This window comes from Streptomyces uncialis (assembly GCF_001905345.1).
GTDB lineage: Bacteria > Actinomycetota > Actinomycetes > Streptomycetales > Streptomycetaceae > Streptomyces > Streptomyces uncialis.
This window is the reverse complement of record NZ_LFBV01000006.1, coordinates 17,371-36,944: the sequence shown is the minus strand read 5'-3', so window position 1 is coordinate 36,944 and position 19,574 is coordinate 17,371. Positions and strand designations below refer to the sequence as shown.

General features: G+C 75.4%; 14 protein-coding genes. 6 read left to right on the top strand and 8 right to left on the bottom strand.

What is annotated here, in order from left to right; genetic code table 11:
* Positions 1–40: 40 nt before the first annotated feature.
* On the bottom strand, positions 41–808 hold the full coding sequence (locus AB852_RS22710; protein WP_073791801.1) for a glycerophosphodiester phosphodiesterase family protein: 768 nt from the start codon (positions 806–808) through the stop codon (positions 41–43).
* A complete protein-coding gene (yczE, locus tag AB852_RS22705; RefSeq protein WP_425444184.1) occupies positions 805–1,515 on the bottom strand; it encodes a membrane protein YczE in 711 nt (236 codons plus the stop codon). Before yczE ends, AB852_RS22710 begins: the two co-directional genes overlap by 4 nt.
* Positions 1,516–1,616: 101 nt before the next feature.
* On the opposite strand from yczE, the gene AB852_RS22700 reads away from it, so the two are divergent.
* Positions 1,617–3,122 (top strand): SCO1417 family PLP biosynthesis transcription factor, encoded by a 1,506-nt coding sequence (locus AB852_RS22700; protein ID WP_073791798.1) that lies wholly within the window; start codon positions 1,617–1,619, stop codon positions 3,120–3,122.
* A 219-nt stretch (positions 3,123–3,341) separates the two neighbouring features.
* On the opposite strand, the gene AB852_RS22695 is transcribed toward AB852_RS22700, so the two are convergent.
* Positions 3,342–4,973, bottom strand: a complete 1,632-nt coding sequence (locus AB852_RS22695) for an FtsK/SpoIIIE domain-containing protein (RefSeq protein ID WP_073791796.1) — start codon at positions 4,971–4,973, stop codon at positions 3,342–3,344.
* A 45-nt stretch (positions 4,974–5,018) separates the two neighbouring features.
* Positions 5,019–5,213: a hypothetical protein gene (locus AB852_RS22690; RefSeq protein ID WP_073791794.1), complete on the bottom strand. Its 195-nt coding sequence runs from the start codon at positions 5,211–5,213 to the stop codon at positions 5,019–5,021.
* Between the two features lie 321 nt (positions 5,214–5,534).
* Between AB852_RS22690 and AB852_RS22685 the strand changes: the two genes are divergently transcribed.
* Both AB852_RS22685 and AB852_RS22680 read left to right on the top strand, forming a co-directional pair.
* On the top strand, positions 5,535–5,951 hold the full coding sequence (locus AB852_RS22685) for an ankyrin repeat domain-containing protein (protein WP_073791792.1): 417 nt from the start codon (positions 5,535–5,537) through the stop codon (positions 5,949–5,951).
* 279 nt (positions 5,952–6,230) lie between these two features.
* A complete protein-coding gene (locus tag AB852_RS22680; RefSeq protein ID WP_073791789.1) occupies positions 6,231–7,643 on the top strand; it encodes a HEAT repeat domain-containing protein in 1,413 nt (470 codons plus the stop codon).
* A gap of 334 nt (positions 7,644–7,977) precedes the next feature.
* Here the strand turns inward: AB852_RS22680 and AB852_RS22675 are convergent, their stop codons facing one another.
* Genes AB852_RS22675 through AB852_RS22665 form a run of 3 tightly spaced genes read right to left on the bottom strand, consistent with a single transcriptional unit; the run spans position 7,978 to position 10,347 of the window.
* Positions 7,978–8,898, bottom strand: a complete 921-nt coding sequence (locus tag AB852_RS22675) for a 5-oxoprolinase subunit C family protein (RefSeq protein WP_073792371.1) — start codon at positions 8,896–8,898, stop codon at positions 7,978–7,980.
* 25 nt (positions 8,899–8,923) lie between these two features.
* The gene (locus AB852_RS22670; protein WP_073791787.1) at positions 8,924–9,541 is read right to left on the bottom strand and encodes a 5-oxoprolinase subunit B family protein; all 618 of its coding nucleotides are present in this window, start codon (positions 9,539–9,541) and stop codon (positions 8,924–8,926) included.
* Entirely contained in the window at positions 9,538–10,347 is an 810-nt protein-coding gene (locus AB852_RS22665) for a LamB/YcsF family protein (protein WP_073791784.1), read from the bottom strand. The genes AB852_RS22670 and AB852_RS22665 overlap by 4 nt, the downstream gene beginning before the upstream one ends.
* A gap of 381 nt (positions 10,348–10,728) precedes the next feature.
* Between AB852_RS22665 and AB852_RS22660 the strand changes: the two genes are divergently transcribed.
* From AB852_RS22660 to AB852_RS22650, 3 genes are all read left to right on the top strand, one after another.
* Positions 10,729–12,255, top strand: coding sequence for a hypothetical protein (locus AB852_RS22660; protein ID WP_073791782.1), 1,527 nt, complete (start codon positions 10,729–10,731; stop codon positions 12,253–12,255).
* 190 nt (positions 12,256–12,445) lie between these two features.
* A complete protein-coding gene (locus AB852_RS22655) occupies positions 12,446–13,339 on the top strand; it encodes a hypothetical protein (RefSeq protein ID WP_073791779.1) in 894 nt (297 codons plus the stop codon).
* 176 nt (positions 13,340–13,515) lie between these two features.
* The gene (locus AB852_RS22650; protein ID WP_073791777.1) at positions 13,516–18,246 is read left to right on the top strand and encodes a coiled-coil domain-containing protein; all 4,731 of its coding nucleotides are present in this window, start codon (positions 13,516–13,518) and stop codon (positions 18,244–18,246) included.
* A 375-nt stretch (positions 18,247–18,621) separates the two neighbouring features.
* Here the strand turns inward: AB852_RS22650 and AB852_RS22645 are convergent, their stop codons facing one another.
* Complete coding sequence (locus AB852_RS22645; protein WP_073791775.1) at positions 18,622–19,143, bottom strand: hypothetical protein; 522 nt, start codon at positions 19,141–19,143, stop codon at positions 18,622–18,624.
* Positions 19,144–19,574: the final 431 nt, after the last annotated feature.

Genomic DNA, 19,574 nt, shown 5'->3' with positions numbered 1-19,574 from the left:
CCCCTGGTGGGCCCGGCGCGGTGCCCGGCCGGGCGCGCGCTCAGACCCAGACGCCCCGGTCCTGAAGGACCGACCGCAGTGTGTCGATGTGATCGGTCATGATGCCATCCACGCCGAGTTCGAGGAGGGCGTGCATCCGCGCGGGGTCGTTCACCGTCCACACATGCACGGGCAGCCCGCGCGCGTGGGCCGTCCGGACGAAGCGCCGGTCCACCACCCGCACCCCCGCCCAGCTCTCCGGTACCTGCGCGCACACCGCAGAGCCGCGCGGGGCCATGGGCACGCCGTACCCGCGCAGCCTCAGCCCGAGCACCCCGCGCATCCCGTAGGAGGTGGCGAGGCGGGGGCCCGCCAGCCGCTGGGCGCGGGCGGCCCTGGCCTCGGAGAACGAGCCCACGCAGACCCGGTCCCACGCGCCGGTGCGGCCGATCAGCGCCAGCAGGGGGGTGAGGGCCGCGTCCGCCTTGACGTCGATGTTCCAGCGGACCTCGGGGAACTCCTCCAGCAGTTCCTCGAAGAGCGGTACGGGTTCGGTGCCGCCCACGCGCGCGCGTCGCACCCGCGACCAGGGCAGGTCCGCGATACGCCCGGCACCGTCCGTCACCCGGTCCAGCGTCGCGTCATGGAACGCGACCGGTCTGCCGTCCGCGGTGACGCGCGCGTCCGTCTCGATGTAGCGGTAGCCCGCGGCCACCGACCGCCGGAACGCGGCCACGGTGTTCTCCAGGCCGTCCGCCGCGCCGCCGCGATGGGCGAACGCGAGCGGCGCGGGATGGTCCAGATAGGGGTGCCGGGTACGGGAGGTCACGGCCGGATTATCGCGTGTCCGGGCGACACCCCGGTGACGGGAGTCCGGTCCGCGGGGGGATCGGCGAGGTCGGAGGCCGGTGCGACGGCGAACATCCGCAGGAAGAGCTGGGCGAGCGGTCCGATCGCCAGGGCGTACAGGACCGTTCCCGCGCCGACGGTGCCGCCGAGCGCGAAGCCGGTGGCCACGATCGCGACCTCCAGGGCGGTGCGCACCAGTCTGATGGACCGCCCGGTGCGGCGGTGCAGTCCGGTCATCAGCCCGTCACGCGGGCCCGGACCGAAGTTCGCCGCGATGTAGAGGCCGGTCGCGGCGCCGTTCAGCAGGACGGCCAGCACCATCAGCGGAACGCGGACGGCCAGCGTTCGCGTGTCCGGGAACAGGAGGAGCGTCGCGTCCATGGCGACGCCGACCACGATCACGTTCGAGACGGTGCCGAGACCGGGGCGCTGGCGCAGGGGTATCCACAGCAGCAGCACCAGCGCGCCCACGACGATCGTGACCACGCCGATCGTCAGGCCCGTCAGCTCGGCGAGGCCTTGGTGCAGCACACCCCATGGTTCGAGACCGAGCCCCGCCTCCACCATCAGCGCACAGCTCACCCCGTACAGCGTGAGGCCGCCGTAGAGCTGGGTGAGGCGGCGGGGGAGACGGGCGGGGGCGGCCTGCGGGTCGCGGGGACTCCGGGTGAAGCGTGTGATCGGCAAAGCAGTGCCCCTCTGTGGTGATGGTGGCCTGGCTCATGTCACTCTGTGGCTTGCAGGAACCATCGATCCATGGCCAATCCGATAAAGGTGGACTGAAAAGCATGGTGCAGTGGACCTCCACGGTCGGAGCGGCACAGCTCGCCCGGCTGCTCAGCTCCCAGCAGGACCGCCCCGCCGGCCCCGGCAGCCGCAAGCCCCCCGCCTACCGGGCGCTCGCCGACGGCGTCCGGCTGCTCGTGCTGGAGGGCCGGGTCCCGGTGGGCGCCCGCCTCCCCGCCGAACGCGAACTCGCCCTCTCCCTCGCCGTCAGCCGCACCACCGTCGCCGCCGCCTACGAGGAACTGCGCTCCGAGGGCTTCCTGGAGTCCCGGCGCGGCGCCGGCAGCTGGACCTCCGTCCCCGCCGGGAACCCCCTCCCCGCGCGCGGCCTCGAACCGCTGCCCCCCGAGGCCCTGGGGTCGATGATCGACCTCGGCTGCGCGGCGCTCCCCGCCCCCGAGCCCTGGCTGACCCGCGCCGTGCACGGCGCGCTGGAGGAACTGCCGCCGTACGCCCACACCCACGGCGACTACCCGGCCGGGCTGCCCGCCCTGCGGGAGATGATCGCCGCCCGCTACACCGCGCGCGGCATCCCCACCATGCCCGAGCAGATCATGGTCACCACCGGGGCGATGGGCGCGACCGACGCGATCTGCCATCTCTTCGCCGGGCGCGGCGAACGCATCGCGGTCGAGTCGCCCAGCTACGCCAACATCCTCCAGCTGATGCGGGAGGCCGGCGCCCGGCTGGTCCCCGTCGCCATGGCCGAACGGCTCGGCGGCTGGGACCTGGACCGCTGGCGCCAGGTCCTGCGGGACGCGGCGCCCCGCCTCGCGTACGTCGTCGCGGACTTCCACAACCCCACCGGGGCGCTGATCCCCGAGGACCAGCGGCGCGCCCTGGTCGAGGCGGCCCGCGCGGCGGGGACCGTCCTGATCGTGGACGAGACGATGAGCGAGGTCCGGCTGGACCCGGATCTGCCGATGCCGCGGCCCGTGTGCGGCTTCGACCCCGCGGGCTCCACGGTGATCACCGTCGGCTCCGCGAGCAAGGCGTTCTGGGCGGGTATGCGTATCGGCTGGGTCCGCGCGGCCCCCGATGTGATCCGCAGTCTGGTCGCGGCCCGCGCCTTCGCCGACCTCGGCACCCCCGTACTGGAACAGCTCGCCGTCAACTGGCTGCTGCGCGGCGACGGCTGGGAGCAGGCGGTCGCCCTGCGCCGTACCCAGGCCCGGGAGAACCGGGACGCCCTGGTGGCGGCCGTGCGCCGGGAGCTGCCGGACTGGGAGTTCGAGGTGCCGCACGGCGGTCTGACCCTGTGGGTGCGCACCGGCGGTCTGTCCGGATCGCGGCTGGCCGAGGTGGGGGAGCGGGTCGGGGTACGGGTTCCCTCCGGGCCGCGGTTCGGGGTGGACGGCGCCTTCGAGGGCTATGTACGACTGCCGTTCACGGTCGGCGGCCCGGTCGCGGAGGAGGCGGCGTCCCGTCTCGCGGCGGCGGCGCGGCTGGTGCGCGGCGGTGCGGGCGGGGCGCACGGCGCCGAGCCCCCGCGCACGTTCGTGGCCTGAGCGCGGGTTCGCGGCCTGGGCGTACGTCGCCGTGGCCCTCGGGTGCCGTTCGTGGCCCGGGGCGCCCGTTCATACGGCGTGATGTGCCCGTTCGTGGTTCGAGCCGCCACCGCGCACCGCGCACCGCTCACCGTCCACCGTCCACCAGGAACGCGTGGTGTCGGGGACGCGCGGGGCCGGTGGGGGTGGGCGACGGCTGCGGGACGGTCGCCGGGGCGGTCAGCCCTCCGCGGCCGCCGTCTCGATCGGGACCCTGTCCGCGCGGGCCGTCCGTACCTCCTGGGTCGGCGGGCCCTCGACGTCCGCGGCGCCCTCGCCGCCCGGCGCGGCGGCCCGGGGCGGCAGCAGCGCCAGCACGGCCTGCCGGTGCGCGTCGCTCGTGGCGTCGTCGTACGGGTCGGGGGTGGCGGGCACCTGCAAGCGCAGCACGGGTCCGTCGCCGAGCCGGGCGTGCCCCCGGCCCGGTGGCATCCGCGGGGCGGGCGTGGTGGACGGCGCCGCGCCCAGCACCCCGGCGAGCCGGTCGGCCACGGGGCCGAGCACGACCCGCGCGCGCGTGCAGGGGAGCACGCTGTCCGGGACGGTGATCGTGCCGTCGTAGCTGTCGTACTGATCGGCGACGACGACCGTGACACCCGCCGCCCGGCCGTGCCGCAGCGGGACCTGGAGGAGGGACAGCGGATCGCGGTCCCCCTCGCCCTGCCCGTCCGCCGCGAGCCGCCCGAGCGCGGAGGGCCGGTCGGCCAGCACGTACAGCGGGCGGGTGACGTCCTCGGGCGGGGGATGCCCCGCCTGGCGGGCCTGGTTGGCGGCGACCAGCCGCCGCTCCGTCTCGTCCGCCGCCCACTGGAACGCGGTGAGCGCGCCCGCCGGTCCGCAGGCGACGGCCAGTACCCCGGCCCGTCCGGCCAGACACGCGAACTCGCCGGTGCCCGTGCCCTCGACGATCAGGACGTCACCGTGCCGGAGCGCCTGGAGGGCGATCGAGCGCAGCAGGGTCGACGTACCGCTGCCCGGCGCGCCGACCACCAGCAGATGCGGTTCGGTGGACCGGTACCCGGTGCGCCAGACGACGGGCGGTTCGTCCCGGTGTCCGTCGCCGTGCCGGACGGGGAGGGTGCGCCGCACACCGGTGGGGTCGGTGAAGCCGAGCACGATCTCGCCGGGGGCCGTGACGAACGGCTGGGCCGTGATGTCGGTGGGCAGCGGCGGCAGTACGGCGACCGTCAGCTCGTTGCCCTCCTCGTCCCAGTCGAACCGGTACTCGCGCCCGCGCCCGGACTTCGCGTGCAGCAGATGTTCGATCCGGGCGCGCGCGGCGGGCTCGCCGTCCGTGAAGTACGCCGGGTAGCGCACCAGGAGACGGCTGATCCGCCCGTCGCCGTCGAACTCGAAGGCGTCGAAGGCCTTCTCCCAGTCACCGCCGTGCGCGTACAGCGGGCTGGGGTCCTCGGCGACGGAGAAGTACGGGACCAGCGCCTCGTACAGCGAGGTGAGCCGCTGGACCTGGGACTCGTCGGGGCCCGCCGGGGTCGCGGGTGCCCGGTCCCGGCCGTACCAGGCCGCCGCCGCCATCAGGGTGATGACGGCCAGCAGCGGTCCGTACGGCAGCAGTGCCACGACCAGGACGACGGAGGCCGCCAGGAACAGCAGTCCGCCCCGGCGGTCGGCCGGGGTGTCGGTCCATCTGCGCCGCCCGGCCCCGGCCAGGCGGTGCAGTCCGCGAGTGATCGTGATCAGCGGATGGAGGACATCGGTGGCGCTGTCGGCCGCCGACCGGGCCAGCTCCCGGCTTCGGGCGATCTGTGCGCTGCCGTCACGCAGGACGCGGGCAAGGGGGCGCCGGGCCACATCGGTCTCCTGAAGGTGCGTGCGGAGGGGGTGCGGGGGACTGGGTCAGAACTTGATCCCGCCGAGCAGGCTGGCGAGGCTCGCCCCGCCCGCCTTGATGCTCGGCGCGATGGCGGTACTCGCCAGATAGAAGCCGAAGAGCGCGCACACCACGGCGTGCGAGCCCTTGAGGCCGTCCTTCCGGAAGAACAGGAACACGATGATTCCGAGCAGCACGACGCCCGAGATGGAGAGGATCATGAGGTTTCTCCTGGTCGGTGGGGACAGACACCATGAGTTGTTCCAGGCTCACAGGAGGTATCCATACGATAAAAGGTGCAACTGGGTGAATTGCTGGACGTTTCGCCTGAACAGCGGACATCCGCTCACCCGGACGGCGGGGAGCCGACCCCCGTCCGGACCCTCCCGGTCACCCCGTCCGGACATCCCCACGGCCACGCCCCGGGCCGCCCGGCACCGAACCGAGGACTCGGCCCGTCATATGCCCCGACGGGCAGTACCCTGACGTTTCACCCGCACGGCCCCCCGCCCCTGCCCGCTGCCCGAAAGAAGGTCCGACCGATGAGCGAAGCCTCCGAGCCCGGGGCCGCCCCCACCCCCGACGCCGAGGTCGTGGAGCTGGCGACGAAGCTCTTCGGTCTGGCCCGGCAGGGCGACACCGAGCGGCTCGCCGCGTACGTGGACGCCGGGGTCCCGGCGAACCTCACCAACGACCAGGGCCACACCCTGGTGATGCTCGCCGCCTACCACGGCCACGTCGCCACGGTCCGCGCCCTGCTGGAGCGCGGCGCCGACCCCGACCGGGTCAACGACCGGGGCCAGACCCCGCTCGCGGGCGCCGTCTTCAAGAGCGAGGACGCCGTCGTCCAGGCCCTCGTCGAGGGCGGCGCGGACCCCACCGCGGGTACGCCCTCCGCCGTCGACACGGCCCGCATGTTCGGCCGGACACACCTGCTGGCACTCTTCGGTACAGGCTGAGCACCGCCCCCTGACCAGGCGGAACGCCGGTCCGGGAAATCGGTCGCGGCATTGTGAACGCCTGGGTCATCATGACGAGGTGATTCACGGACGCGACGGCGGGGCAGGTGTTGCCGCACCGCGCGGGCCCTGAACGGCCCGGCACGGGCCACCGACGAGAGGCAGAGGAAGAGATGGTCTACCACAAGCATGAGACGACGGGCGCCCCGACGTGTTGCCGCGAGACCTGGTAGTCGCGAGTCCCTGGTCACGTCGACGCTTGATGTGAGGCTGTTTCCCATGTTCGATTCGGTCATAGCGCCCAGTGGCACGCTGCTAGGTCTCCTTCAGAGAGGCCGCGGCGACGGCACACTGCACGCGCTCACCGCCCCGCGGGCCGACGCGCTCGCGGCACTCAACAACTGCGTCCTCCACGATCCCCGCCACGACTGGCAGGCGGAGAACCGCTCCCTCTACTACGCCCGCCTCTACCTCGACCTGGACGGCGAGCTCGACGCGGTCGAGGCCCACCTCTTCCACCCGGAGGACGTCCTCGACCCGGACGAGTCCCGCACCGGACTCGCCCTCGCGGTCCTCGGCCACCTCGCCGCCTACGGCCGGCGCGACGCCCTGGAGCTGCTCCGCCGGTACGCCACCGTCGGCAGCAACTGGGCCTGGGCCCTCGACGAACTGGCGCTGCGCGACGACGACGCCGGGCTGCGCTCGCTGGCCGCCCCCGTCCTCGCCCGCTTCGCCCGCGACACCGAGGGCGAGGCCGCGCTCGCCGCGACCGTCCGGGACGCCTTCGAGCCACGGCCCTGGCGGCTGTGGGCCGACGACCCGCGCGAATCCGTCGCGGCCCGGGTGCGGGCCGCCCGCGAACAGGGCTCCTTCGACCGCTGGCAGCGCCAGCTCGACTCCACGGGGCCACGCCCCGACTGGAGCGTGCGGGCCGTCCTCGACTGGGCCGAACGCGGCGCCGAACGCGGTACCCCCCTGCATGTGCCCGCCGCCCGCTGCCTGACGGCGGTCGCCGGACCCGACGACCACGCCGAGATCGTGCGGGCCGCCCGCGACGGCGCCGACGGCGCCCGCTGCACCGCCCTGCGCTATCTCGCCGACACCCACGACCCCTTCGCCCTCGACCTGATCGAAATCGCGGTCGCCTCCCCCTCGGCGACCGTGGCGGAAGCGGCCGTCGAGTCCTTCGAGCGGATGCGCGGGCCCGCCGCCGTCGACCGGGCCCGCGCCTGGGTCCAGCGGCCCGACACGCTCGGCGCCGCCGCGGGACGCGTGCTCGCCTGCCGGGGCGGCACCCAGGACACCATGCTCGTCCTCGACGCCCTCCGCGAGGCGGTGCGCGCCGAGGGCCCCGACGCACCCACCCTGTGGACCCTGGTCGACGGGGCCGGCCGCCTCGGCATCGTCTGCGCGGCACCCGTACTGCGCCATGTGTACCGGGAGACCGCCTCCTCCCAGCTGCGGGGACGCGCCGCCCGCGCGCTCGCCGCGACCGACGGCTCGTTCCCGGCCGGGTTCGCCGTCGAATGCCTCTGGGACTGCGAGGAGACCACCCGCGAGATCGCCGCACGGCACGCGGAGACCGGCGACGCGCGCGTGGTGGAGCAGCTGCGCAGGCTCGCGGCCGACCCCGCCGAGGAGGACGAGGTCCAGACCGCCGTGCGCAGCCGGATCGGACCGGAGGCCGCCTGACCCCGCCGCGCCCCCGAAGCGCCGCCGGGCCCGGCCGTACCTCCACCACCGGTACCGCCACCACGGGTACACCCACCCACGTGTGAGTCCGCCGACGGGTACATCCACCCGCGGACGCACCCGCAGACGCAGACGCTCGCGGCCGCCGCGCCCGGCGGCCCGCCGCGTCGCCGGGCGATCGGCTGACATACCGCCGCGAACCGCCCGTCGCACCCTCGCGGGCAGGCCCGCCGCGGCGACCTCGCGGCTGCGGTCGCCGTCCGTCGGGACCGGACGGATCAGGGGCGCCGGATCAGGACGGCTCGGGTCAGGATGCCCGGTCAGGACGGCCGGGTCAGGGGCGGCGCGCGGGCGGAACGGAACCGACCGGGCGGGAGCCGATCGCGCCCGGGCCGACCGGGACGAAGCGCACCGGTGTGCCCGGAGGTGCCTGGGCCGCCGCCGCGAGACCGTCCTCGAGGACCACGGCGACCACCGGATAGCCGCCGGTCGTCGGATGGTCGGCGAGGAACACCACCGGGCGCCCGTCCGGCGGAACCTGCACCGCGCCCAGCACCATGCCCTCACTGGGCAGCTCCCCGCTCACCGCCCGCTCCAGCGGCGGCCCCTCGGTACGCAGCCCGACCCGGTTGCTCGCCGAGGAGACCCGGTACACGCGGGTGCCGAACGTCCGCAGCGCGTCGGCCGTGAACCAGTCGGCGCGCGGCCCGAGCCGCACCCGCAGCACCAGCTCGGCGGGCGGTCCCGGCTGCGGGGCGACGTCCACGCGCGCGTGGGGCGCGTTCTCCGGCCCCAGCGGCAGTACGCACCCGTCGGTGAGCGGCGCGGGCCCGAGCCCTGACAGCAGATCCGCCGACCGGCTCCCCAGCACCGGCTCGACGGCGACCCCGCCGGACAGCGCCAGACAGGTCCGCACCCCGGCCACCGCCGACCCCACGTCCAGCACCGCCCCGGCGGGCACCCACAAGGGCGCGCCGAAGGGGGCGGGGCGACCGTCCACGGTCACCCGGCAGGGCGCCCCCGTGACGGCCGCCGTGACGCCCTGGCGGGTACGCACCGCGCAGCCGTTCACGGTCGTCTCCAGAACGGCGGCCGACGGCGCGTTGCCGACCAGCCGGTTGCCCAGGGCGGCGGCCGGCGCGTCGAGCGCCCCGGACCGCGGCACCCCGAGATGCGCGTACCCCGGGCGCCCCAGGTCCTGCACGGTGGTCAGCGCGCCCGCCCGTACGACGACCACCGCGCGGCCGGTCGTCAACACCCCACCCCGCCCGGGTGGCCGCTCACGGCCGCTCCTGGGGCACGAACCGTACGGGGGTGCCCGGGGCGAGCAGCGCCGCGGGCACGCGCGCGTGGTCCCACAGCACCGCGTCGGTCGTGCCGATGAGCTGCCAGCCGCCCGGCGACGCCCGCGGATACACCCCCGTGTACGGCCCCGCGAGGGCCACCGCCCCCGCGGGCACCGCCGTACGGGGGGTGGCGCGGCGCGGCACCCCGTAGCGGTCCGGCAGGCCCGTCAGATAGCCGAAGCCCGGCGCGAACCCGCAGAAGGCGACCCGGAACTCCGTCCCGGAGTGGATCGCGGCCACCTCACCGGGGCTGACACCCCATAGTGCCGCGACCTCCGCGAGGTCCGGTCCGTCGTAGCGCACCGCCAACTCCACGACGTCCCGCGCGCGGGACCGGGGCGGCGGGACCGACCAGGCCGGGAGCCGGGCCGCCAGCCCCCTCGGATCGTCCAGACCGTCCAGCAGCACCGTACGGGCCGCGGGGACGATCTCCCGGACCCGCAGCTCCCCGGCGGCGCGGCGGCGCAGCAGTTCGGCGTGCAGGGCCCGCGCCTCCTCACCGCTGTCCAGCTCCACCAGCAGCGCGTGCGCCCCGACCTCCAGCGGCCTCATACGAACGCCTCGACCCGTACCCCGGACCGCTCCAGCTCCGCGCGCACCCGGCGGGCCAGGAGCACCGCCCCGGGGGTGTCGCCGTGCAGGCACAGCGACCGTGCCCGTACCTCGATCTCGCGTCCGCTGTGCGCGACGACCGCGCCCTCGCGCGCGAGCCCCACCGACCGGGTCACGACGGCGTCCGGGTCCGTGACGACGGCACCGTCGAGGCCGCGCGGGACGAGGGTGCCCTCGTCGGTGTAGGCACGGTCCCCGAACGCCTCGGTGACGACCGGCAGTCCGGCCCCCGCGGCGGCCTCCAGCAACCGTGAACCGGGCAGCCCCAGGACCGGCAGCGGCTCCCCGGTGAGGAGCACCCCGTCGACCACGGCACGGGCCTGTTCCCCGTCCCCGACGACCCGGTTGTACAGCGCCCCGTGCGGCTTCACGTACGCCACGCGCGTGCCCGCCGCGCGCGCGAACACCCCGAGCGCGCCTATCTGGTAGGCGACCTCGGCCGCCAGCTCGTCGGACGGCACGTCCATCGCGCGGCGCCCGAACCCCGCCAGGTCGCGGTACGACACCTGGGCGCCGATCCGCACCCCCCGGGCCGCCGCCAGCTCGCACACCCGCCGCATCGTCACGGCGTCCCCGGCGTGGAATCCGCAGGCCACGTTGGCGCTGGTGACGACGGACAGCAGCTGTTTGTCGTCGGTCAGCGTCCAGCGGCCGAAGCCCTCACCGAGATCGGCGTTGAGGTCGATGACCCCCGGGTGTGCCTCGATGGACCGTCCCGCGCGCGTGCGGTCGTCGACGGTGCTCATGGGACCTCTCTCGACCTGGGAGCGGCTGGGTGGGGCGTGGTGGCGGGGTCGGGGCGCTGGGTTGCGGGTTGCGGGCTGAGGTGAGGCGGCGGGGCGCTGGGTGACGGGAGTGGGGATGAGGGGAGCCGAGTGCCGGGGACGGGGCGCGGGTGAGTGGGGGAGCGGGGGGAGCGGGCGGTGTCCTGCCGAGCACGGTAGAGGATCGTTCGACGATCCCTCAATCCCCGACGGAGGCGGGCCGCGGACCCGGTGGCGGCCGGCGTTCCCCCGCGCTCGTCGGCACCCGCGGCCCGACCCGCCTCGCGCCGCGCTCCCGTGGCGGCGCCCGTGGCTTCTGCGTCGTTTGGGTCGATGTCAGACCGAGGACCTAGGCTGTGCCACGTGACTTCGCCTGCCTCGACGGAATCCGTTCCGCCCCAGCTCAGCGCGGCGGCGCGGCCCGCCCCGGGCCCGGCCGCCGACGAGGGCCTGGCGCGGCGGCTGCGCGCGCTCGCGTGCACGGCCCCGCTGCACGACCTGGACGCCCGCAAGGCCAACCTCGCGGGCGAGTACTCCGGGTACGGCATGGCGGAGGTGGCGCTCGCCGCCATCGACCTGGTCACCCTGAACATGGACTTCGACACCGGCGCCGACCACGAACAGATCGTCGCCCGGCTCGTCCCCCGGATCGCGGCCCAGGCCCCGGCCCGCCCCGGCGAGGAGCACGAGCGGGTCGCCCGCTGGGTCCTGGAGAACCTGATCAACGTCGGCAGTGTCGACCGCGGCTTCCGCGCCGTGTACGGCACCTTCGCGCCGGACGGCACCTATGTGCGCCGGGACTACGACTTCAAACTCGTCGAGGAGGTCCCCGGCTACGGCGGCGGGGTCTTCCTGCGCACCACCGACGAGGCGGTGAACGTCCTCGTCGGTGCCCTCGACACCGACGTCACCAGCGCGCAGATCGCCGCCGAGGTCAAGCTGGAGGTCCTGATCCGCAGGGGCCGCCTCGCCGACGCCCAACTCGCCGCCGAGCAGGCCCGGTACCGCACGGTGCAGTACTCCGAGACGCTCCGCAGGGCCCTCGACGCCACCCGGCGCAACGTCCGCGCGGTCGACTGGCTCCACGGCGTCCCCGACATGATCGACGAAGCCCTCGACCATGTCGCCGACCGCTACCGCCACGAGAACGCCATCCTCACCAACATCCGAAAGGCGCGGGACGAGTCCGAGGAGCCGGAGCAGAAGCGCCGCGCCGCCGAGCTCGTCGACATCGTCAAGGACTGCATCCGCCGGCACACCCAGCTCCAGTCCCGTCTCCTCGAAGCGGGCCCCCTGTTCCGCGCCGAGCAGGACCGCCAGGCGTTCGCCGCGCCCACCGCGCGCGCGGGACTCGATCTGTACGGCCAGCTCGTGGCCCCCACCCTGCCGCTGCCCGTCGAGCAGGCGAAGCGGGTCACCGACGCGTTCTTCGCCGGGGGCACCGGCCTGCGCACCCCCGTGTCCGTACGGGTGACCGATCTGGTCGACATCCTGCTCACCCCGCCCCAGGAGCGGGAGCACCTCGGCGCCGAGATGCCCGAGCCCGATCTGATCGCGACCCCCGACGACAGCCGGTTCAGCGAGGAACAGTTCGCGAGCGCGCGCCGGCTGCTCGACCTGCCCGCCGACGCCCCCAGGCGGCTGTCCGGGCTGCTCGCCGAGGCCCGGCGCGGCGACCCCGAGCTGCCCTACCTCGTGGCCCTCCTCGCGGTGCACGCGGCGAGTCCCCCGGTCGGTACGGCCTACCGGCAGGGCGAGGAGAAGCTGGTGTTCGCCGTCGACGACGGCACCGAGCTGGACGACATCGAGTTCGGCGGCGCCGACCTCATCGTCGGCACCGCGCTGCTGGACGCGGCGGGCATGGCCGCCGACCGCAAGGAGGCGGCATGAGGAAGCCCCTCCACCCGGCACCCGCACCCGGTCCGACGGCCGTCCCTGGTCGGGCACCCGCCCTTGGTCGGGCCGCCGGTCGGGCACCCGCCGCCGGTCGGGCACCTGCCCCCGGTCCGGCCGCCGGCCGCCGCCCTGCCGTCGCCCTACCCCGCACACCGTCACACCACCGCACCGAGGAGCACCAGCCGTGAGCGACCACCACGCAGACACCGCCGCGTGGAGCGAGCCGGAGGAGCGGCAGCAGCCCACGGCCGCCGCGCCCGTCACCCCCGCCGACACCGCGGACGCGGCCCGGCTCGTCGCCTTCGGCCTTCAGCCCAAGCTCCAGCCCGCCCGCGACCAGGAGTACGCCGAACTGCTGCGCCGCTACCGGGAGGACCCGCCGTTCGCGCGCCTCGCGGACGCCGTCGCCACCGGGCTCGGACTGATCGTCCTGGAGGTCTCCCCGCGCGCGGGGATGGCCGTCACCGCCGCCGAGGACTCGGTGTTCGCCGTCCGGATGGGCGACTACGCCCGGCGCACCGCCGCCGACTCCGCCGACCGCTTCCTGCACGGCCTCGCCCATCTCGCCGTCGCCGCGCTGGCCTTCCCCCGCCCCGAGGACCTCGCCGACGACGCGTACATCGGCCGTGTCACCGTCAACGGCGTCGACGCGTTCGTCCGGCAGGCGTGCCACCGGCTGGAGGAGCGCGCCGAGGCACAGGGGGAGAACACCGACCCCGCGACCGACGCCCCCGGACTGGAGGCCGCCTGGCGGATCTGGGCCCGCCGCAGCTCGACCGGTGCCACCAAGGACGCCCGCAGACTCGCCGGTTCGACCACCGGGATCGTCGCCAAGGCCGTCGCGTTCCTCACCGAGTCGGGATTCCTCCAGCGCACCGGCGACGACTCCGGGGGCACGTACCGCACCACCGCGCGCTATCAGCTCCAGGTCCGTGACCTGGCGGGCAGTGCCGCGCTGGGCGAGCTGCTGGAGCTGGGGGTGGTCCCCGTGTCGGACGGCACGGCGACGCTGCTGCCCGCCGACGAGGCCGACGACCTGGAGCTGGTCGCCGGGGCGGGCCTCCCGTTCCACTCCTGACGCCCCGCCCCGCCCCGCCTGTCCGGTACCCCGCCCCCGACGCCAACGTCAACGCCCCACCCCCGGTACCCGCCCGATCCCACCGCCCTGACCGACCGCCTCCGCCGCCCCGACCGCCCCCGCCCCATCCGCCGGACGCCCCCCTGCGTCCGGGTCCTCGACGAGAGTCCGCCGCCATGTACGAGCTGTCCCGGGTCCGCCTCTACTCCATCGGGCCGGCCGGTGCGCGCTACGCCGACACCGTGCTGGACCTGCGCGGTGTCGGCGCCCCCGTGCCCGATCCCGCCCCCACCCAGGCGGAGTTCTTCGCGGCGGAGCCCGTCGGTCCGCCCCGCCGCCCCGCGCCCGCGGGCGTGCTGTTCCTGGAGAACGGCGGCGGCAAGTCCGTCCTGCTCAAGCTGATCTTCTCGGTGATGCTCCCCGGCCACCGCAACACCCTCGGCGGTGCCAGCTCCGGGGTGCTCCGCAAGTTCCTGCTCGCGGACGACTGCGGCCATGTCGCCCTGGAGTGGCAGCACACCCTGACCGGGGAGTGCGTGGTCGTCGGCAAGGTCAGCGAATGGCGGGGCCGCCAGGTCTCGGGCGACCCCCGCAAGTTCGCCGAGGCGTGGTACTCCCTGCGCCCCGGTCCCGGCCTCGGTCTGGACAATCTGCCGGTCGCCGAGTCCACCGCCGTCCGCCCGCCGGTGGAGGGCGCCTCCGGCGCGCAGGGCCGCCGCCGCACCATGAAGGGCTTCCGCGACGCCCTGACCGAGGCGGGCAAGGCGTACCCGCACCTCGATGTGCACTGGGAGGAGATCCACGAGCGCTGGACCGAGCACCTCGGTGAACTCGGCCTCGACCCGGAACTCTTCCGCTACCAGCGGGAGATGAACGCCGACGAGGGCGAGGCCGCAGGGCTCTTCGCCGTCAAGAAGGACTCCGACTTCACCGATCTGCTGCTGCGGGCCGTCACCGACACCCGCGACACCGACGGCCTCGCCGACCTCGTCAGCGGCTTCGGGAACAAACTCGGCCGCCGCGACGAGCTCATCGCCGAACGCGACTTCACCGCGGGGTCCGTCGACCTCCTCGGCCGGATCGTGGACGCCGCGGCCACCCGCGCCCGCGCGCGCGACGTCCACAGCGCCGCCGAACGCCGCACCCGGACCCTCGCCCGCGCGCTGTCCGCCCGGGGCGCGGGCGAACGCCACCGCACCGCCGAACTGGCCCAGCGGGTCACCGCCGCCGCGCACACCGTCACCGAGGCCGACCGGGAGCGCGGCCGTACGGAGCTGATCGCCGCCGAACTCGCCTACCGGCACGCCTCGCTCGCCCTGGCCGCCACCGAGAGGACCGCCGCCGCGCAGAAGCGCGAGCTGGCGGACGCCCGTACGCTGCACGCCGCGTGGCAGGCCGCCGAGAACGTGCTCAGGCACCGTGCCGCGGCCGACCGCTCCGGCCGGGTCGCCGCCGCCATCCTGGAGGCCGAGCGGGACGCGGCCCCCGCGCTCGCCGCCCGCGCGAGGGCCGCCGCCGACCTCGTCCGCGCCCTGCACTCCGCCGCCGAGGGCGCCGAGAACCTGGCCAACGAGGGCGAGGAGCGCTCCGCCGTCCTCCAGGAGACCGGGGAGGCCGCCCACCGCGACGCGACCGCCGCCGCCACCGAGGCGCAGCGCGCCCGCAGCGAGGCCGGACATCTGCGCCAGCGGCTCGACGAGGTCGAGCAGGAGACCACCGAGGCCGTCCGCGCAGGCTGGCTGGACGACGCCGCCCCCGACGCCGACCCCGCGCGGGCCGCGCTCGCCGCCAGCGACGCCGAGAAGACCGCCGTCGCCGCCTGGGACGCCGCCCGTGAGACCGCCCACCGCGCCACCGAGGAGGCCCGCGGCACGGCGTCCGCCGAAGCCCGCGCCGAACTCACCGCCGCCCGCGCGGCCGACGCCGCGAGCGCCGCCCAACGCGCCTACGACGCCGAGCGGCTGACCGCCGAGGCTCTCGCCGCGGAGGAACGCCTCGCCGAACTCCTCAGCCTGCCCGGGGCCCCCGTCCGCACCCCGGACGGCGCCGCCGTCCCGCAGCCCCGCAAGGCGGGCGAGCCCCGCACGGGCACACCGGCGGGCGCCCGCCCGGACACCGCCACGGGTCCCGCCGCCCAGGGAGGCCGTCCGGGCCACGACGACGGCTCCGCCCCGGACCTGCCCCTGTCACCCGAGGAACTCGACCGGGTCGCCGACGAGCTGCGGCGCCTCCTCGACGACGGCGTGGCCGGCGCCGAACGCCAGCTGTTCGACCTGCGCACCGCCGCCGCCGACGACTCCCGCATCCTCGGCGCCCTCGGTGACGGCGGACTCCTGCCCCCCGGCCCCGACGTCCTCGCGACCGTCGAATACCTCGGCGAGCACGGCATCCCCGCCCTGCCCGGCTGGCGCTACCTCGCCCAGGCCGTCGACCCCGCCGACCACGCGCGGGTGCTCGCCGCGCGCCCCGAACTCGTCGACGGCGTCGTCATCACCGACCCCGACACCCACACCCGGGCCCGCGAGACCCTCGGCAGCGCCGCCCTGCTCCCGCGCTCCGCCGTCGCCGTGGGCACCGCCGCCGCCCTCCTCGCGCCCACCCCGGCCAGCGGGACCGGCGACGACTCCGGGGTGTTCCTCGTCCCGCCGAACCCGGCCATGCACGACGAGCACGCCGCCGACGAGGAACGCCAGGCCCTGCGCACCCGCGCCACCGCCCGCGACGAGGAGATCCGCGCGCTCGCCGCCCGGCTCGCAGGCGACCGCGAGCTGGCCTCCCGGCTCACCTCCTGGCGCGCGGGATGCCCCGCCGGGCGCCTCACCGAACTCGCCACGGCGGCCCGCCAGGCGCACACCTTCGCCGAGGAGGCCGAGGGCGAACTGGCCGAGGCCCGCACCGCGCGCGCCGAGGCCGAGGAGACCGCCACCGAGGCCGCCCGGCTCCGCGAGGCCCGCCAGGAGACCGCCCAGCGCGCCCGCCGCGCCGCCGACGCCCTCGCGGGCCTCGCCTTCCGGCTGCGGGAACGCGCGGGCTGGCAGGTCAGACTGCGGGAACTCGCCGACGACGCCGTCGAGTCGGAGGCCCGCGCCCAGACCTGTCTGGACCGCGCCCGCGCCGCCGACGAGGACCGCCGCGCCGCGCAGCGCGGCGCCGACGACGCCCGGCGCACCGCCCGCGCCCTGCGCGCCGAACGCGCCGAGATCGCGGGCGCCCCCGACGACCTGTCGGCGCGGACCGCCCCGGACGACGAGGCCCCGAAGGCGTCGCTCCCGGCGCTGCGCGAGGCCTACCGCGCCGCCTCACAGCTCTACGAGAAGGTCGGCGTCGGCGCCGACCTGCGGGCCGAACAGGCCCGTGCCGAGAGCGACGAGAGCGCCGCGCTCGCCGAACTGGACCGCCTCAGCAACAAGGTCCGCACCCGTGCCGCACAGCTCCTCCAGTCACCCGACGGGTCCGACGGCCCGTCCCGGCAGGCCGCCGCCGCCCGCGCGGACGAACTCGTCCAACTCCTGGAGAACCGCACCTCGCTCGCCAGCGAGCAGCTCGGACGGCTGCGCGGCGAAGCCGAGCGCCACGCCCCCGACGACGGCGGCTCCCACACCGAGCTGCCCGACGAGCTCACACCCAAGGACGCCGAGCACGCCCAGGCCCTGCTGCGGACCGCGACCGGCGAACTCGCCACCCGTACCGGGGCGGTCGCCTCCGCCCGGGAAGCGCACACCACCCTGCTGGAGGCGCACCGCGCCGCCGAGGACGCCGCCGGGGGCTTCGACGAGACCGCCGCCCTGCTGCGGGACCTGCTGCGCGACCACCAGGACGACGAGAGCGCCGCGGACACCGCCGAGCCCTACCCGGGCACCCTCGACGAGGCCCGCCGGGCCGCCGCCGAGACCCGGCGGGCACTGCGCGGCTGCGCGACCGACCTGTCCACCGCCGACGGCACGGTGCGCGAGGCGAGCGACACCCTCGTACGGCACGCCAACTCCACCCGCTACGAGCAGGTCCGCACCCCGGCCCGGCAGCAGATCCGTGAACTGCCCGCCGCCGCGCTGCCCGACCACGCGCAGAAGTGGGCCGACGCCTTCGCACCCCGGCTGCGCGTCCTCACCGACGAACTGGCCCAGCTGGAACGCAACCGCGACTCGATCGTGGACCGGCTGCGTGGTCTCGTGGAGTCCGCGCTGGCCACCCTGCGGTCCGCGCAGCGGCTCTCCCGGCTCCCGGAAGGGCTGGGCGACTGGTCGGGCCAGGAGTTCCTGCGTATCCGCTTCGAGGAGCCCGACCAGACCACCCTCGTGGAACGGCTCGGCGAGGTCATCGACGAGGCCACCCGCGCGGCCCTCCGCAAGAACTCCGATCTGCGGCGGGACGGGATGTCCCTGCTGCTGCGCGGGGTGCAGGCCGCGCTCCAGCCACGCGGGATCTCCGTCGAGATCCTCAAGCCCGACGCCGTGCTGCGCGCGGAGCGGGTGCCCGTCGGACAGATGGGCGACGTCTTCTCCGGCGGTCAGCTGCTGACCGCCGCCATCGCGCTGTACTGCACGATGGCCGCGCTCCGATCCAACGACCGGGGCCGCGACAAGCACCGGCACGCGGGCACCCTGTTCCTGGACAACCCCATCGGCCGCGCCAACGCCACCTATCTGCTGGAGCTCCAGCGCGCGGTGTCGGACGCGCTCGGTGTGCAGCTGCTCTACACGACCGGTCTCTTCGACACGACCGCGCTGGCGGAGTTCCCCCTGGTGATCCGGCTGCGCAATGACGCCGACCTGCGGGCCGGTCTGAAGTACATCAGCGTCGAGGAACATCTGCGCCCCGGTCTGCCGAACCGGACGGCCTCCGACGAGGGCGTCCATGGCGAGATCACCGCGACCCGGATGTACAAGCGGCCCACCGGAGCGATCTGAGTTCAAAGCCCCCGCCTCGGTGGGCGGCATCCCAGGGCGGCGCCGCGCTCCCACCCCATCCGGCGGGCCGCCCTCAGCCCTTCCGGGGCGGCTCCGGCCGCCCCGGGGCAGCCCCCGGCGCTCCCGGGCCTTCCTGAGGCGGCTCACCCGGTACGGCGAAACCCCACCCGCGCGACGGACGACCATGCCCCGTCCGCCCGTCCGCCCGTCCGCCCGTCCGCCCGTCCGCCCGTCCGGATGCCGGTCCGCCCGCCGGACGACCACGGCCGACCGTCTCGCCGCACGGCCACGGCCGACCCGCTCCCGGTGCACCGGCCCACAGCCCACAACCCATAGTCCGGACGCACGGCCGCGGTCGCACCGTCCGGACGTCGCCTACGAGTGGGACAACTGCTGTCCACCGCGCCGCTCGCCGCGTATTCGCGCGCGCTCCGCCGACCTGGCCCGCCGCCGTGCCCGACGCCGCTCACGCCGCAGCGCCCGCGCGGTGCTGCTGGGTATGGACACCACGCCGTGCCGCTGCTTCCACACCTGCCGCGTCACCCAGACGTCGAGCACGCCCCAGGTCGCGACCACCGTGCTGGCCACGCTGCTCAGCACCATCGGGAACGCGAGCCACGACCCCGCGAGGGTGCAGAAGAAGGCGACCATCGCCTGAATCAGCGTCAGCGACACGATGATCACCGCCCGCACCGCCGCCGTACGCACCGGGTCCGCCATCCGGAACCTGTTCGCGGGCTCCTCGACCCACAGCGCCCTCGCGGAGGGCGCCGCACGGCCGTCCCCCGCGCCGCCCGCACGGCGAGCCCCCCGGGCTCCCTCGGCCCCGCCCCCCGCGCCGGGACGGACGGCCGCGGCCCCCCGGACGGCCGACGGCTGCCGCTCTGCCGTGTTCATGACCTCGTCACTCCCCACCGTTCACCGGCCAACCCCCTGGTGCCACAGGCATCGACACCCAAGTGGCTGCCCGTCTTGCTCTGTTTTACGCCACCTGGGAGCGGCATGGGGCGGATGTGATCCATTGGAGACCTGCGGACCTCCACGCCTTGTTCCCCCCGGCGTCCGCCCCACTCGTCCCTCGGTGATCCCGCCCCGTGACCCAACTCCTGTGAGGTAGACGAACGAACGGCCGCGAAGATTCCCTGGGGGCGAACGTTTTCAGCCAAGTGATCGTGAATAATGTGTGCGTCGGCCCCGCTTCCTGGCCGTCCGAACCGGGCAGAAATCTGCCCTCATACCCGGACAACTCATGATCAGGACCGCTGGTCGCGACGCAAAAGCATCCGGACACGTCTTCGAGTTGTTCCCACGTGAGTAGTAGGCTCACG

Bases quoted from the DNA above. Each gene is read 5' to 3' on its own strand.
- AB852_RS22700 (WP_073791798.1), top strand. From the start codon at position 1,617: ATGGTGCAGTGGACCTCCACGGTCGGAGCGGCACAGCTCGCCCGGCTG.
- AB852_RS22690 (WP_073791794.1), bottom strand. From the start codon at position 5,213: ATGATCCTCTCCATCTCGGGCGTCGTGCTGCTCGGAATCATCGTGTTC.
- AB852_RS22685 (WP_073791792.1), top strand. From the start codon at position 5,535: ATGAGCGAAGCCTCCGAGCCCGGGGCCGCCCCCACCCCCGACGCCGAG.
- AB852_RS22680 (WP_073791789.1), top strand. From the start codon at position 6,231: ATGTTCGATTCGGTCATAGCGCCCAGTGGCACGCTGCTAGGTCTCCTT.
- AB852_RS22670 (WP_073791787.1), bottom strand. From the start codon at position 9,541: ATGAGGCCGCTGGAGGTCGGGGCGCACGCGCTGCTGGTGGAGCTGGAC.
- AB852_RS22665 (WP_073791784.1), bottom strand. From the start codon at position 10,347: ATGAGCACCGTCGACGACCGCACGCGCGCGGGACGGTCCATCGAGGCA.
- AB852_RS22650 (WP_073791777.1), top strand. From the start codon at position 13,516: ATGTACGAGCTGTCCCGGGTCCGCCTCTACTCCATCGGGCCGGCCGGT.
- AB852_RS22645 (WP_073791775.1), bottom strand. From the start codon at position 19,143: ATGAACACGGCAGAGCGGCAGCCGTCGGCCGTCCGGGGGGCCGCGGCC.